Raw genomic sequence first — 15,071 nt, 5'->3', positions numbered from 1 at the left:
AGTAGGATCAAAGTGTTTAAGAAACGTTCACCACGTTCATTAACCACAACACTCGACCCGGTTCAGCACCGCGCGGACCGGGTCGAGATGCCATGTCAGGTCCTCTGGCTCGGCCGTTTGAGTTCGAAGACAGGCCCCATGCCGGCATAGTCCATATAACCCAGGCGCATGATCGGGTCGGCAACAGCCAGATCGAATCGTCCGTTCCGGATCACCGCGTCGGCAATATGGATGCCGACGACCTGGCCGAAGACGGCATGGCTGTCGGTGTCATTCCCGTCCATGTCGGGCAAGGTCAGAACCTTGGTCACCCGGCATTCGAGCGCCGCTACGGCTTCCCCGACAAAGGGAGCGTCGACGATTCTCCCGGGTGCGGGGGTCAGACCCGCCAGCTCGAATTCATCCGTCTCATAGGCAACGGCGGCCGACGATTCGTTCATCCGGTCCATCAACGTCCGGCTCACGAAGCTTGCCGTGAAGACGCCGGTTTCCTCGACGTTCCTTAAGCTGTCCTTGCGGCCGCTGGACGAGAACATGACCATTTTCGGTCTGTCGCCGACGGCGTTGAAGAAGGAATAGGGGGAAAGATTGCGGATACCGTCCCTGCCCTTCGTGCCGATCCAGCCGATGGGCCTCGGCGCCACGATCGCCTTGAAGGGATCATGTGCCATGCCATGGGCATTCGTCTCGGTGTCATAGAACATCAGTCTTCGCCACCCTGCCAGGAAACAAGATCTTCCACCGCCGGACGCGGACGCTCGACGATCGGAAACTCGGTCGAGCCGATGTGAATGAATCCGGCTACCTTCTCACCGGCCTTTACGCCGAGAAGCGGATGGGCGCGCTCGTCGAAGGCGAACCATTCACTGAGCCAGTTCGATACATAGCCATGGGCATTGGCCGCCATCAGCAGATTGAGGCAAAGGGCACCGGCGGACATGACCTGCTCCCATTCCGGGATCTTCGCATGCGGGGCTGCCGTCGAGATCACAGCAACGACCACCGGCGCCCGGGTGAAACGCGCGCGTTCGACCTGGATCATCTCCTCGGAAAGACCAGGATTCTTCTGCAGCGCCATCTTCAGCAGTTCTTCGCCGATGCGGACCCGTTCTTCGCCACGGTAGACGATGAAGCGCCAGGGAGCGATCTTGCCGTGATCGGGAACGCGGACCGCCAGCGTCAGAATCGACTCGATTTCCGCCTTGTCCGGACCCGGCTCGCACATCTGAAAGGCGGGCACGGAGCGGCGAACTGCGAGATAATCGAGCAGCTTGATGTCTTTTTTCATTTTCTTGATACCTTCATAGGCCTTTACGGTAGCGGCAGGTCTTGAAATTGCCATGCGGTTCGGTTTGAAGTTGCCGGCATTGGGAAGGAAGTCAACACACAGTGCATCGCATGTCACGCCAATCTGGTCTTGTCCGACTGCTGCTCTGGCTACTCGTGGCCTCGGCGGCAGCGTCGCCGTCTTTTGCTCAGGAAGCCTTTGAGACCTTCAAACAGCTGAACGGCTCGACCAAGATGCCTAAGTTGAAGGCGTTTTCGGCTCCGGGTGCAGCCGCGATCGCCAATGTGACGCAAGGGCGCAGCGTCAAGCTCGATGCCAAGCTGACCGACCAGGGCGAACCGATGCAGCATGGGCTGTCCTGGCGCGTGTTCAGCCCCATTCCCGGGGCCGACGGCAAGCTGCCCTTGCTTGCCAGTGCCGAAGGTGGTTCGGCCGCGTTTCAGCTGGCGCCCGGTGACTATTTCGTCAACGTATCCTTCGGGCGTGCAGGTGCTACCAAGAAGCTCAACGTGCCGGTCGAAGGTGAGGTTGCCAATCAGGTTCTCGTGCTTGATGCTGGCGGCATGTCGCTGAGTGCCATCTCTGGCGCCGACACCCATATTCCCGACAAGCAGTTGAGTTTCGACATCTATGCCTCCGAGGTCCGCGAGGACGGAGAGCGCGGCTTAGTGCTTGCAGATGTAAAGCCTAACACCATCGTGCGTCTGAACGCCGGAACCTATCATGTCGTGTCGGAATACGGCTCGATCAACGCCGTGGTGCGCGCCGACATCACGGTCGAAGCCGGCGAACTGACGGAAGCGACCATCCAGCACCGCGCTTCCCAGGTGGGCTTCAAGCTGGTCTCGGAAGAAGGCGGTGAAGCGATTGCCGATACCGCCTGGTCCGTCCTGACGTCAGGCGGTGACATCGTGGCGGAAAGCGTCAGCGCCTTCCCGGTGATGGTGCTGGCTGAGGGCCAGTACACGGCGGTTGCCCGCAACAAGGACAAGCTCTTCCAGCGGGATTTCGAGGTGAAGGCCGGGGTCAACCTGGATGTCGAGCTGATGCTCGACCAGCCCTGACGCCTCAAGCGACGCGGCGAAACTTGCTTCGTTCGACGGGCGCCATGCTGAAAACCGCGCCGAAAAGCCTTGCCAAGAGATCCTTGCGGTCCGCATGCGTGCTCAGCTCTTCCCACGGAATCATCACCCCGACACGTGCTCGGATCGTCGAACCGGACAGACGGCGGAACTCGCGGATCAGCAGCGACACGCGCAACGTCAGTGAGATCTTGCTGGCGAGATGAAAGAGACGCCCGTTCTGGCCTTCGAAGAAAACCGGCACGACATTGGCTTTCGCAGCCTGGATGAGCTTTGCCGGAAACATCTTCCAGGGAAGGTCCTCGGCGCGCCCGAAACCTTTCTTGGCGGTCGCGACGCCGCCTGCCGGGAAAATCACGACCGTCACACCATCCTTTAACAGACGCAGCGCTTCGTGCCGGGTCTGCATGTTGATGGCAAGTGCTTCCTTGGTTTCCTCGAACGAGACGGGCAACGAGTAAGGCGCCATTTCCGGCACCTTCAGAAGTTCGTTATTGATCAGCACACGGAACGGACGGCCGAGCTGTTCAGCCAGCGCAAGGACAGCGATGCCATCTCCGATGCCGAAGGGATGGTTGGCAACGATGACAATAGGCCCTTCGGGAATGTTCGCCGGCGGCCAGTTGCCTTCGATCTTCAGGTCGACATTGATCAGGTCGAGCATCTTGCCGAAGACGCGATCGGTCTTGCCGACGATATCGTTGCGCCAGATTTCATAGAGCCGGGTAAAGCGGTCGCGACCGGAAAGCCCTTCGATCGAGCGGATGAACCAGCGCTTGAGCTTAGGGTCGCGCTCGTTGGCATAAGAGAGTTCTTTGAACTTCACGGGAAGGCTCCGGTGATACGGAAGGTCATCGGACCGTCATATGCCGTTTCGATGACAGCCGTCTGACAGTGCGGCAACACACTGTCAGACGGTCGATCCTAGTCAGACCTTGCGGTTCGCCAGCTTGCGCTTGACGTCCGGCGGGGTCGCTTCGCCTGCCAGCACAGCTACAGCCTCAGTCAGCGGCATAGACACCTGGTCCTGCGAACCGAGGCGGCGAATGTTGACGGTCTTTTCTTCCGCCTCGCGCTTGCCGCATACGATGATCACCGGCACCTTGGTGACGGAGTGCTCGCGGACCTTGTAGTTGATCTTCTCGTTGCGGAAGTCGGTCTCGACCTGCAGGCCTGCATCACGCAGTTGTTCTGCCACTTCACGACCGTAGTCATCGGCATCCGAGGTGATTGTCGCCACGACGACCTGCAGCGGTGCAAACCACAGAGGCATGTGGCCGGCAAAGTTCTCGATCAGGATGCCGAGGAAACGCTCCATCGAGCCGCAAATGGCGCGGTGGATCATGACCGGCTGAACCTTTTCCGAGTTCTGGTCGATGTAGAAGGCACCGAAGCGTTCCGGCAGGTTGAAGTCCACCTGAGTCGTGCCGCACTGCCATTCACGACCGATGGCATCGCGCAAAGTGTATTCGAACTTCGGACCGTAGAAGGCGCCCTCGCCCGGCAGGATGCCGGTCTTGATGCGGCCGCCGGACTGTTCTTCGATCTGCTTCAGCACGTCCATCATCACGCTTTCGGCGCGATCCCAGAGCTCGTCGGAGCCGACGCGCTTTTCCGGGCGGGTCGAGAGCTTCACGACGATCTCGTTGAACCCGAAGTCCTCATAGACCGACAGGATGAGATCGTTGATGCGCAGGCATTCGGCCGCCATCTGCTCTTCAGTGCAGAAGACGTGGGCGTCGTCCTGGGTAAAGCCGCGGACGCGCATGAGGCCATGCAGCGCGCCGGAGGCTTCGTAGCGATGAACCGTGCCGAACTCGGCGAGGCGGACGGGAAGCTCGCGATAGGATTTGAGGCCATGCTTGAAGATCTGCACGTGACCCGGGCAGTTCATCGGCTTCAGGGCGAAGACCTTCTGGTCGGCTTCCTCGTCATCCGGATGCATGAAAGCATGCGCCGACTTCACGGCGAACATGTTCTCCTGGTACCAGCCCCAGTGACCCGAGGTCTCCCAGAGCGACTTGTCGAGGATCTGCGGCGCGTTGACTTCCTGGTAGGTCCCATCGAGTCGACGGCGCATGTAGGAGGTCAGCGTCTGGAACATGCGCCAGCCCTTGCCGTGCCAGAAGACCACGCCGGGGCCTTCTTCCTGGAAATGGAAGAGATCCATTTCACGGCCAAGCTTGCGGTGGTCGCGCTTTTCGGCTTCGGCCAGGATATGCAGATAGTTGTCCAACTGCTCCTGTTCGGCAAAGGCCGTTCCGTAGATGCGGCTCAGCATGGCGTTGTTGCTGTCACCGCGCCAATAGGCTCCGGCGACCTTCATCAGCTTGAAGGCCATACCGATCTGCCCGGTGGACGCCATATGCGGCCCACGGCAGAGATCGAACCAGTCGCCCTGATAGTAGATCTTCAGATCCTGGTCTTCCGGGATCGCATCGACCAGCTCGACCTTGTAGTTTTCGCCCTTGGAGGCAAAGACTTCCTTGGCCTTGTTGCGCGGCCAGATTTCCTTGGTGAATGGCTTGTTGCGCTGGATGATCTCCTTCATCCGCTTTTCGATCTTCGGCAGATCCTCGGGCGTAAAGGGCTCAGCCTTGGCGAAGTCGTAGTAGAAGCCGTTCTCGATCACCGGCCCGATGGTCACCTGCGTACCGGGCCAGAGCTCCTGCACGGCCTCGGCCATCACATGGGCAGCGTCATGGCGAATGAGTTCCAGTGCCCGCGGATCCGTGCGGGTGACGATCTCGATCTTGCCATCAACGATCGGGTCCGAGAGGTCGCGCAGGGTGCCGTCGAGCGCAATGGCGACGGCCTTCTTTGCCAGCGACTTGGAAATGGACTCAGCGACCTCAGCGCCGGTCGTGCCGGCTGCGTATTCGCGGATAGAGCCATCGGGGAAAGTGAGAGATACGGAAGCGGACATAAACGTCTCCTGATCCAGTCCCGCCAACGAATGCGGGTGGTGAAAATTGCGGGGTCAAAACCTCGCCACGAACCGGCGCTTGATAGGCTGAAAGTGCTGATGAGTAAAGGATCTTGCTAGACCGATCCCATCGACCAGAAGCCGCGGGCTTCGTCGGACAAGGTCTTCATGACCCGGTCGAAGGCAGCAGGATCGACATGTCGCCTGATCGTTGAAGTTACTTCTTCGATCGCGGTTTCGGTCGACAGATTGTGTTCGTGGCGGAAGGCGCGGACTTCCTTCATCAGCGCATCCCTTTGAGCAAAGGGCACCCTTGGAGATTCGACATCCCAATCGCTGACGAAGATGGCGCGCAAGACGGGCGGCAGCACATTTGCGAAGGATATGGCCTCAGCAGCGGTCAGCCGTCGCCGGAAGACCTGCAGCACAGCCTGCAACATCGTATAGGCCTGATGCGACGATGTGAGCATCGAGGTCGCGACCAGATCCTTCATGAAGGCATCGAAGTCGGCGGAGGCCTGGCGATATTCGAGCGGCATGGGCATGCGTTGTCTCCCGAGCGATTCGGAATATCAATCCTAGGGCGAAGTCCGGCCGCCTTCGAATTGTGATCACGCAGCCCGCTTGCGACCGAAGGTCCAAAGCCGCCAGGGCGCGTACCAGGTGAAACGCTGAGTCAAAGCCTCGGGCACGGGATCCGGCCCCCAGGTGCCGCCGGGACCGCAGCGAACGACGCGAAACAATGTCAGCCATCCGCCCCGCCAGAGCCCATGGCGCGCGACAGCCTCGTAGCCATATTCGGAACAGGTTGGCATGTGGCGGCATGAGCTGCCGACAATGCTGGACAAGGTCAGCTGGTATACGCGGATCAAGCCCATGCCGAGCAGCCGGCCCGGGGTCTTGCGGAACGGCCCCTGCCAATTGCGGCTCTTCAGTCCACCGCCCGCCGGCTGGTGACCGCAATCGGGGCTGTTGCACATGTTAGCTGGCCTCGGCGGCCGCAGCCGGGGATTCGAGACGGTCCAGACAGTCGACGACTGCGTCAAAAGTGAGCATCGTGGAGGCGTGGCGTGCCTTGTAGTCCTTTACGGGCTTCAGGAAGCGCATGTCCTCGAAGCGACCCGAGGGTCCCTCTCCGTCTTCCTTCAACATGGCCAGCATGTCCAGTCGTGCCTGCCGCAGTTCGGCCGATGTCGCCCCGACCACATGGCGGGCCATGATTCCCGACGAGGCCTGACCCAATGCGCAGGCCTTCACCTCATGGGTGAAATCGGTCACCACGCCGTCGCGAACCATAAGATAGACGCGAACCTTGGAGCCACAGAGCTTGGAATGCTTTTCCGAAACGGCATCCGCTTCGGCGAGCACGCCAATGCGGCCGATGTTTCCGGCAAATTCGAGGATCTTGGTGTTGTAGATGTCGTCCATGGTCAATCCGGTTCAGCGCCTCTCCCGTATATAGGAAGGAGTTCTGGCAATGCAGCCTTCATCATGTCGCAGCGGCCGTCTTTTCGTCGTTCTCGCAGGACACTATATCGGACTGACAGAGGCAGGACAAACGCAGGCCGGCCACGGACGAAACGATCTTCTCGGCTGAAACACCGATAACGGACTTGCATTATGAGCCGCATTACGCCTTTACAATCCGGCAAAGCCAAACCAGCGGCTCGCCTCACGCGGGACCGGGAGACCAAGGCCATGGATGCCATCGTCAAGAAACTGTCCGTCGAAGCCCCGCGGCCGACGCGCGAAGAGGCCGAACAGGCCGTGCGCACGCTTTTGCTCTGGGCAGGTGACGACCCGGAACGCGAGGGCCTGCTCGATACGCCGGCACGCGTGGCAAAGGCCTATGAAGAGCTGTTTTCCGGCTACAGCGCTGATATCGAGGACGTACTCGGCCGGACCTTCGAGGAGGTCGGCGGCTATAACGACATGGTGCTCGTCCGGGATATCTCGTTCTTTTCGCATTGCGAACACCACATGCTGCCAGTGATGGGCAAGGCGCATGTCGCCTATCTCCCCAACGGCCGCGTACTCGGCCTTTCGAAGATTGCGCGCATCGTCGATGTGTTTGCCAAGCGCCTGCAGACTCAGGAAAACATGACCGCACAGATTGCCCAGGCGATTGACGAGACCCTGCTGCCACGCGGGGTTGCGGTATTCCTCGAGGCCGAGCATATGTGCATGGCCATGCGCGGGATCCAGAAGACGGGTTCCACGACGCTCACCACAACCTTCACCGGCGCCTTCAAGGACAATGCGGCCGAACAGGCCCGCTTCATGTCCATGGTTCGGAGCCGCTAAGACTGCGAGTGCCCATGTCCGCTTTTGTGTTCGACGCCCCCTCGGCAGACAAGAAGATCCTCGAGGAAGGTCTCGCCTTCACCCCCAAGTTCGATGACCATGGGCTTGTGACCGCCGTCGTCACCGATGCGCGTGACGGCGAGCTGTTGATGGTGGCGCATATGAACGCCGAAGCCATCGCGCTGACGCTCGAAACCGGGATCGGTCACTATTACAGCCGCTCACGCGCGAAGATCTGGAAAAAGGGCGAGAGCTCCGGCAACCTTCAGACGGTCAAGGAAATCAAGGTCGACTGCGACCAGGACGCGATCTGGCTGAAGGTCGAGGTCGCCGGTCATGACGCGACCTGCCATACCGGACGCCGCTCCTGTTTTTACCGGACCGCTCAGCTCGTTGACGGCGAGCCATCTCTCAAGATTGCCGACGACCACCGGCACTTCGATCCGGATAACGTCTACGGCCATTGACCTCTGGCGTCTGCATAACGAAATCGTAAGCAGACGATGTCCTAATGGAGCCCTGAGTGTTCAGCTTATGGGGTAGCGGAGATGCTGAACTGGAGCATGATTTCGAACGGCGGTGCGACTGTTTCGCAACCGTCCAAGGACGTCGGCACGCCGCCGGCTGGTCCGATCGTTCCCGAGGTACGCGCAAAGGCTAAAGTGGCGCTTGCCCTTGGCGGCGGTGCGGCTCGCGGCTGGGCGCATATCGGCGTCTTGAGAGCGCTCGACGAGGAAGGCATCGAAGTCGGCATGATCGCGGGCACCTCGATCGGCGCCCTGGTCGGCGGCTGTTACCTCGCTGGCAAACTCGACGAACTGGAAGCCTTCGCCCGGTCGCTGACCATGCGCCGGATTGCCTCGCTGCTCGACCTGACCATCGGAGGCGGCGGGCTTCTCGGCGGCATGCGCCTGACCAAGCGAATGCAGGAGCATCTCGAGGGCCTGAATGTCGAGGATTTGCCGAAGCCCTTCGTTGCGGTCGCATCGGAGCTCAACAGCGGCCACGAAGTCTGGATCGACGGCGGCAGCCTGATCACGGCGCTTCGGGCATCTTACGCCCTGCCCGGCATTTTCGAACCCATTCATTGCAACAATCGAACGCTGATCGACGGCGCGCTTGTCAATCCGGTGCCTGTGTCCGTCTGCAGGGCTTATGAGCAGCCGCTGGTGATGGCGGTCAATCTGCATTACGACGTGTTCGGACGGTCCGCAGTCGTTAAGCACAAGGCTTCAACGCCGGACAAGGCGAGCGCAGAAACAGCCAGGGCACCAAACAAGGTCGGCCTGACCGGCGTGATGGTGCAGGCCTTCAATATCATTCAGGACCGCATTTCCCGGGCGCGCCTCGCCGGAGACCCGCCGGACCTCGCCCTGCATCCGCGTCTGAACGACATCGGCCTCTCCGAGTTTCATCGGGCCGGCGAGGCGATCGATCGCGGCTATGAGGAAGCGAAGGCCCGCGTCACTGAAATCCGCCGCATGCAGGAAGCAGTTCTCCGCTAGGCGCAGTGTCTGCCGCACCTTCTGACGGGCCTTCGCACAATCTGAGAATCAGCCGGCGATATAGGCCTTGATGTGTTCGGCTTCCTGCTCGATCTCGCGGATGCGCGACTTCACCACGTCACCGATCGAAATGATGCCTGAAAGCTTGCCGTTATCCTCGACGGGCACGTGGCGGAAACGCCGGCTGGACATCATCTCCATCAATTCGTTGACGCCGGTCTCTTCGCGGCAACGATAGACATTTGCGGTCATGAAGGCCGAGACCGGCTGGTCGAAGGCATCTTTACCGCCTGTCCCGATCGCACGAACCACGTCACGTTCGGTGAAGATGCCGACGATGCGGCTTTCCATGCCGACGACGACGACGGCACCGATCTTGTGTTCTTCCAGCACCCGGGCCGCCTCGCCCAAGCTGATGCTCGGGCTGATGGTGATGACATCGCGGCCCTTCTGTTCGAGTATGCTTCTGGCTGATGCAGGCATGAGTTCCTCCTCGCATAGAACACTCGCGCGGCGGCCCAATCCTCCTTGGACCGCCAGGACGAAGGGTGCCCTTTATTCAAGGAGAATGCAATAAGTCCGGCATCACGCCCTTGTGTGACGGCCCGTGTAGGGATCGAAGGCTGCAAATCCGAAGAAGCCGAGCAGGAAGCCGCCGATATGTGCATCCCAAGCAATCGACGCGGAACCACCCCCGAGCATCGGAACGCCAAAGGCGATGGCAATATTGCCGAGAAACCAGACGATGATGAAGACGCGGACGGTACGGTCAGCCAGGGCCTGCCCCACCGACAGCAAGGGAGGCTGCCATCCGGACAATCGAGCCAGGCTGCGCTGCCGTTCGCCGAAAGCGAATCGGCAGGCGGCACCCATCAGAGCAGAAATCACCCCGGACGCGCCGACCATCAAGGATGGCTCTCCCCAGTTGACGAATGCATGCAATGCGGCGGCAGCCACTGATGACACCACCCAGAACAGGAGAAATCTGACCTCACCGATGCGGCGACAAACGGGTGTCCCGAATGCGGCAAGCCAAAGACTGTTGAAGGCGAGATGCTCGAAGCTGCCGTGCAGCAAAGAATAACTCACCGGCGTCCAAAGCCACGCCAGCGACTGTTCATCGAGCGGATAGAGATAGCGGATTGGCGAAAAACCGAATTCGACGGCGACCCACTGATTGAGTGCCGGCGACAGCAGGAATTGCTGGATCGCATAGATGCCGCAGATCAGGGCAAGCGCCACAAGGATGCCGGTCGGCAGGTTGAAGATGGGCGGGTTCTCTTCGGATCGCGCGCCGATCTCGGGCACAAGGCCGTCGTTATCCCGGCGCTCCTCGCCTCGAGATCCTGTCTCATCCTGCATCTGCAATTCCTTCTGTTGCGAAACCATCAGGTAATGCAGGCCGCGGATAAAAAAAAGGCCGCCCGGAAACCGAGTGGCCTTGCTGGCGCTAGGCGGATCGTCGCGCCGACTGGAGTTGGTGCCGAAGGAAGCCCTTCGCGTTTGGTAGAACCCTCATGCCATGAGCAAGCGAGGGCCACAACCGAAAGCCTTCCTTAACCTTAATCCTGCGGCGATATCGTTCCGTCTGGAAAAAGCGCACCCAAAAGCAAACACTATATTAACGGCTCGCCCCCTAATGTCGAGCCATAGAGAAACAGACAGAATCTCCGAGATGTACTCAACGCAGGCAAGCCATACGAACACGATCGCTTCGCCGGGACAGCAACGCGCCTTTCAGCGCGTCGCCGTCAGCCTGCAGGGTCGTCTCATGCTTGCCAGCTATGAGGAGTATGTCTGCAAGGTTATCGACATGTCGCCAGGCGACGTGCGCTTCGCGTGTGCCGGCATGCCGCGTCCGGGCGAACGTGTGATCGCATATATCGATCATCTCGGGCGCATCGAAGGCACCGTGATCAAGTTGACTGATGACGGTTTCGTCATCTCCATCAACGCCACCGTTCGAAAGCGTGAAAAGCTTGCGGCCCAGCTGACCTGGATCGCCAATAAACATGAGCTTGGACTGCCGGAAGACCGTCGTCACGATCGTTTGACGCCGCGCCAGACGAGAACAGAACTCACGCTCGAAGACGGCAAGACCTATCCGTGCCGCCTGATGGACCTGTCCCTTTCGGGTGCGGCCGTCGATATCGACATTCGTCCGCCGATCGGCTCGGCCGTTCGCCTCGGCAACATGCGCGGACGGGTGGTTCGCCATTTCATGGAAGGCGTCGCCGTCGAGTTCCTGACACTGCAGTCCAAGGAAGCACTCACGGAATTCCTCTGAGGGGGCTAAGAATTCCTCCCCCGACAAGGCGCCTGCGGACCCCGCAAGGCGCCTTTTTCTATCGCGAGACGAAAATCGTCTCAGACCGGCACAGTTTTTTTCAAAAAAATTCAGGCTCGAAAATGGCCTTGAGACGGCGCTCAAGGTGGATGATCGAACCAAGTTTCGACATCCGGAGCCGTCAGCAAAGCCACACTCGTCGACCCAGAATCCAGGATCGCAACCTCCGACCTGAAATACCCCACATCAATTAGCTCGCTGTATTTTCTAGCTTTTTTACCTTCGCAACGGTCCAAGCCACATCAAAAGGTAGAATACCGATCAAATTTTCATCAAACTTGTCATGAATTCTATTCAAATATAATTCGAATAAATCTCAATATAGATTCTCTTTTTCATAGATTTAATCTTATATCTTACCACTAATATTCGTGGGCCATCAAAATATCTCTGTCATTGCTATCTCCATTACCGGGAGACAACCAATGACAACAAAGAAAAATCTGGGTATTGGAACTCTGGCCGCCGCCATCGCTGGCGCACTGGCCTTTCAAGTGTCGGCCATGCCGGCCAACATGCAGGTCGTCGGCAAAGCCAATCCGCCGATCGGGCATTACGAATTCTGTCAGACCTATCAGGGCGAATGCTCGGGCAGCCAGACGGATAGCGGACCGATGATGCTGACAGAGCAGCTCTGGAAAACCATCCTTGACGTCAATTATACCGTCAACAGCTCGGTCACGCCGCTGACCGATCTCGAGATCTATGGTGTCGAAGAACGCTGGACCTACCCCCGCAGCGTCGGCGACTGCGAAGACTTTGCACTCCTCAAGCGCAAGATGCTGGTTGATCGCGGCCTCGACCCCGCCGACCTTCTGATGACCGTGGTCCTGCAGCCGAATGGCGAAGGTCATGCCGTACTGACCGTCCGGACCGACCACGGCGACTTCATTCTCGACAACATGCGCAACAAGGTGCTGCTGTGGTCCGAGACCGAATACACCTATCTGAAGCGCCAGTCTTCGAGCCATCCAGCCCGCTGGGTCAAGCTCCAGGATGGTCGCGCGAGCTTCGTCGGCAGCGTATCGCAATAATCACGTTGCCGCCGCCTTCTGGCCCGGTCTGTCCCCGCCTACCCGTCCCCCGACCGGAGCCAATGAGCCGGTCCCGTCCAACCGGGACCGGCTCTCTTTTTGCCCCCATCGCCGACACCCGACCTTAACCAGAATTTAACCACGTTCACCGAAGTCTGATCTCGCGGGCGCATTCCAATAAGGCCGCACCGAGAGGATCAGGGCGAGATGCGAGGCGACGATAACGGTCTGCAGGCGGATGAAGAGCGTTCACCGCTCATTTCGACGCGCTTTCTGGTCATCGCGACAATCACCATCTTGGCCTTGGCGGCAGCCTCGATTGCCATCAGCTTGTTTGGCAGTGCTTACGGTGCGCGACTCTCGCTCGCAGGCCACAGCGAAAGCACCGAGATCGTCGACATCACGATTGGCCGAGATCGGCTCGCCTTTCCCGCAAACGCCATCCGCTTCGAGCATCAGCGCCGCAGCGGCCTGGCCGAACGGATAGACCTGTATCTGCTCTGGCCCGAGATGACCGGCTATTCAGCCAAAGAACGACGCCGTTTCGACGACCTTGCGCTATCACAGTCTCTTGTCTTCCTGCAGATCTCGCAAAGCACGATGTCGAGAGACATGTCCGGACGCGTCGAGCCGATCTACAGGAGCCTCCTCGAGCCACAGACCAGCGAGGGGCCCGCCGGACTGCAGAGCCACGTCTTCAGGGCGGGAACGGGTTACGAGGGAGAAAGCTTGCTGACAGCCACGGCTCCCGACGGAACCGCCTATGCGATCCGCTGCCTCCTTCCTTCAGTCGCCGAGAAAGCCACCAGCAGCGATTGCCAGCGCGACATCCATGTTGGAGAGGATCTTACGGTTCTCTATCGATTCTCAAGCCGAATGCTCGACGATTGGCAATCAATAGACGCGGCGGTTCGGGCCTATGTTGCGGGGCGTTCGGGCCCCGCAACCGCAACCACGACGCTTAAAAATCAATCCAAAGCGTCAACCGACCGTTCATCATAAACCTCTTGGTAAGGCTAATTCCGTAGGGTCCACGGGAGATGGTCGCGATTGGGGGAAGAGCGTCCGGTCGTCAATGGTGAGATTCAAAGAGTATCGTGGTGCATAAAGTTTTCGGAAGCTCCAACTTCGCAGCCGCAGTGCGTCGGCTTTTCCTCGCGGCGTTTGCGGTCTTCGTGGCGACGGTCGCTGCCGTCAGCACTGCCCAGGCAAATCCAAAATATGCCGGCATCGTCATCGACGCCAAGACGGGCAAGGTTCTCTATAGCGAGAATGCCGACAGCCTGCGCTATCCGGCTTCGCTGACCAAGATGATGACCCTCTATATGGTCTTTGAGGCGCTGGAGGCGGGCCGTGTTTCGCTGAACAGCAAAGTTCCGTTCTCTGCCAATGCCGCCAAGGAGCCGCCGTCAAAGCTCGGCGTTGGCACCGGCCGCAGCGTCACCGTCGAGCAGGCGATTCTCTCGCTCGTTACGCGTTCGGCCAATGACGTTGCGACCGCCCTTGCAGAATATCTCGGTGGTTCCGAGCAGCGTTTCGCCCAGATGATGACCGCCAAGGCCCGGAGCCTCGGCATGACGAAGACAACCTACCGCAACGCCCATGGCCTGCCGAACACGGCTCAGATGACCACTGCTCGCGATCAGGCCCGGCTCAGCGTCGCGCTGCGCCAGCACTTTCCGCAGTATTACGGCTACTTCTCCACCCGCAGCTTCAAGTTTGGCAAGCAGACGATCGGAAACCACAACCGACTGCTGGGCCAGGTCCGCGGCGTCGACGGCATCAAAACCGGTTTCACCCGGGCTGCCGGCTACAATCTCGCGACTTCGGCTGAACTCGGTGGTCGCTCCATCGTCGCAGTTGTGCTGGGTGCAACATCCGGTGCACGGCGCAATGCGCAGATGACCAGCCTGGTTCAGCGTTATCTGCCGGCCGCCACAAGCACCCGTGGCGGCAGCAACCTGATCGCCAAGAACAACACCTCGGTTGCGCCTTCAGGGTCCGCTGCTCGGGCGGCCGGTGGCCTGCCGCAACTGCCGCAGACCGGCCCCATGCCTGACGTACGCTACACCGGTGTTGCTCAGGCCTATGCTGCGGCGCCGGCCGGCAATGCGGCAAGTGCTGCTCTGAACACCATGCCTGCCGCACCGTCGGCGTCGGCGCCCCCCGTCCCTGTACCGCAGCCTGCCCCGGCCTATCTGCCCAATGAGGGTGCGGCAGCTGCACCGGCAACCGCGGCGCAGTCGGTCGCAACGGCTGCCACCACGCCGCCCGACGTCGACGCCATGACGACCGCATCGACTGCTCCGTCCGGCGGTTGGGTCGTGCAGATCGGCACGTCGCCGGATCAGGAACTGGCCATGGATCTCCTGCGTGACGCGCAGGCGAAAGGCGGAAAGGTATTGCGTTCCGCCACCCCCTTCACAGTCGCTTACGGCGACGGCTCGAAGCAGATCTTCCGGGCACGCTTTGGTGGCTTTGACGAACAGAAGGATGCAGTCAACGCCTGCAAGGCGCTCAAGAAGAAGGGAATCGGTTGCTGGGCCGCCGCCCAGTAAGACGATCGCCCAAAACCCTCGATTTGT

17 protein-coding genes are annotated in these 15,071 nt (G+C 59.9%); 8 read left to right on the top strand and 9 right to left on the bottom strand.

Annotation, left to right across the window (positions count from 1 at the left end):
• Window positions 1-95 precede the first annotated feature (95 nt).
• Together IP85_RS02250 and IP85_RS02245 are read right to left on the bottom strand one after the other, a co-directional pair.
• On the bottom strand, window positions 96-704 hold the full coding sequence (locus tag IP85_RS02250; protein ID WP_054148046.1) for a flavin reductase family protein: 609 nt from the start codon (window positions 702-704) through the stop codon (window positions 96-98).
• Entirely contained in the window at window positions 704-1,288 is a 585-nt protein-coding gene (locus tag IP85_RS02245; RefSeq protein ID WP_054148134.1) for a nitroreductase, read from the bottom strand. The genes IP85_RS02250 and IP85_RS02245 overlap by 1 nt, the downstream gene beginning before the upstream one ends.
• A 110-nt stretch (window positions 1,289-1,398) precedes the next feature.
• Here IP85_RS02245 and IP85_RS02240 point away from each other — a divergent pair, with 110 nt between their 5' ends.
• On the top strand, window positions 1,399-2,352 hold the full coding sequence (locus IP85_RS02240) for a hypothetical protein (RefSeq protein ID WP_054148045.1): 954 nt from the start codon (window positions 1,399-1,401) through the stop codon (window positions 2,350-2,352).
• A 4-nt stretch (window positions 2,353-2,356) separates the two neighbouring features.
• Here IP85_RS02240 and IP85_RS02235 read toward each other — a convergent pair whose 3' ends face one another.
• The 5 genes from IP85_RS02235 to IP85_RS02215 all read right to left on the bottom strand — a co-directional run bounded on the left by IP85_RS02235 (window position 2,357) and on the right by IP85_RS02215 (window position 6,724).
• Window positions 2,357-3,196, bottom strand: a complete 840-nt coding sequence (locus IP85_RS02235; RefSeq protein WP_054148044.1) for a lysophospholipid acyltransferase family protein — start codon at window positions 3,194-3,196, stop codon at window positions 2,357-2,359.
• Between the two features lie 102 nt (window positions 3,197-3,298).
• Window positions 3,299-5,296, bottom strand: a complete 1,998-nt coding sequence (gene thrS / locus IP85_RS02230; RefSeq protein ID WP_054148043.1) for a threonine--tRNA ligase — start codon at window positions 5,294-5,296, stop codon at window positions 3,299-3,301.
• Between the two features lie 116 nt (window positions 5,297-5,412).
• On the bottom strand, window positions 5,413-5,841 hold the full coding sequence (locus IP85_RS02225; RefSeq protein ID WP_054148042.1) for a DUF2267 domain-containing protein: 429 nt from the start codon (window positions 5,839-5,841) through the stop codon (window positions 5,413-5,415).
• Window positions 5,842-5,907: 66 nt separating this feature from the next.
• Window positions 5,908-6,276 carry a membrane protein insertion efficiency factor YidD gene (gene yidD, locus IP85_RS02220; RefSeq protein WP_054148041.1) on the bottom strand — a complete coding sequence of 123 codons (369 nt, stop codon included), beginning with the start codon at window positions 6,274-6,276 and terminating at the stop codon, window positions 5,908-5,910.
• A gap of 1 nt (window position 6,277) precedes the next feature.
• Complete coding sequence (locus IP85_RS02215) at window positions 6,278-6,724, bottom strand: iron-sulfur cluster assembly scaffold protein (RefSeq protein ID WP_054148040.1); 447 nt, start codon at window positions 6,722-6,724, stop codon at window positions 6,278-6,280.
• 270 nt (window positions 6,725-6,994) lie between these two features.
• On the opposite strand from IP85_RS02215, the gene folE reads away from it, so the two are divergent.
• From folE to IP85_RS02200, 3 genes are all read left to right on the top strand, one after another.
• The gene (gene folE / locus IP85_RS02210; protein WP_054148039.1) at window positions 6,995-7,600 is read left to right on the top strand and encodes a GTP cyclohydrolase I FolE; all 606 of its coding nucleotides are present in this window, start codon (window positions 6,995-6,997) and stop codon (window positions 7,598-7,600) included.
• 14 nt (window positions 7,601-7,614) lie between these two features.
• Window positions 7,615-8,067: a phosphoribosyl-AMP cyclohydrolase gene (hisI, locus tag IP85_RS02205; RefSeq protein WP_054148038.1), complete on the top strand. Its 453-nt coding sequence runs from the start codon at window positions 7,615-7,617 to the stop codon at window positions 8,065-8,067.
• Between the two features lie 81 nt (window positions 8,068-8,148).
• The gene (locus tag IP85_RS02200; protein WP_054148037.1) at window positions 8,149-9,105 is read left to right on the top strand and encodes a patatin-like phospholipase family protein; all 957 of its coding nucleotides are present in this window, start codon (window positions 8,149-8,151) and stop codon (window positions 9,103-9,105) included.
• A 48-nt stretch (window positions 9,106-9,153) separates the two neighbouring features.
• Here IP85_RS02200 and IP85_RS02195 read toward each other — a convergent pair whose 3' ends face one another.
• Window positions 9,154-9,588, bottom strand: coding sequence for a CBS domain-containing protein (locus tag IP85_RS02195; protein ID WP_054148036.1), 435 nt, complete (start codon window positions 9,586-9,588; stop codon window positions 9,154-9,156).
• A 102-nt stretch (window positions 9,589-9,690) separates the two neighbouring features.
• Window positions 9,691-10,467, bottom strand: a complete 777-nt coding sequence (locus IP85_RS02190) for a rhomboid family intramembrane serine protease (RefSeq protein WP_082347555.1) — start codon at window positions 10,465-10,467, stop codon at window positions 9,691-9,693.
• Window positions 10,468-10,780: 313 nt separating this feature from the next.
• On the opposite strand from IP85_RS02190, the gene IP85_RS02185 reads away from it, so the two are divergent.
• From IP85_RS02185 to IP85_RS02170, 4 genes are all read left to right on the top strand, one after another.
• On the top strand, window positions 10,781-11,392 hold the full coding sequence (locus tag IP85_RS02185; RefSeq protein WP_054148035.1) for a PilZ domain-containing protein: 612 nt from the start codon (window positions 10,781-10,783) through the stop codon (window positions 11,390-11,392).
• A 485-nt stretch (window positions 11,393-11,877) separates the two neighbouring features.
• The gene (locus IP85_RS02180; protein ID WP_054148034.1) at window positions 11,878-12,486 is read left to right on the top strand and encodes a transglutaminase-like cysteine peptidase; all 609 of its coding nucleotides are present in this window, start codon (window positions 11,878-11,880) and stop codon (window positions 12,484-12,486) included.
• Window positions 12,487-12,693: 207 nt separating this feature from the next.
• Window positions 12,694-13,488 (top strand): hypothetical protein, encoded by a 795-nt coding sequence (locus tag IP85_RS02175; protein WP_054148033.1) that lies wholly within the window; start codon window positions 12,694-12,696, stop codon window positions 13,486-13,488.
• Between the two features lie 173 nt (window positions 13,489-13,661).
• A complete protein-coding gene (locus IP85_RS02170) occupies window positions 13,662-15,044 on the top strand; it encodes a D-alanyl-D-alanine carboxypeptidase (RefSeq protein ID WP_236759351.1) in 1,383 nt (460 codons plus the stop codon).
• Window positions 15,045-15,071 lie beyond the last annotated feature (27 nt).

Source organism: Rhizobium sp. AAP116, from assembly GCF_001295785.1.
Taxonomy (GTDB): Bacteria; Pseudomonadota; Alphaproteobacteria; order Rhizobiales; family Rhizobiaceae; genus Allorhizobium.
Note: the sequence above shows the minus strand (reverse complement) of the source record. Positions and strands in the feature narration are given on the sequence as shown.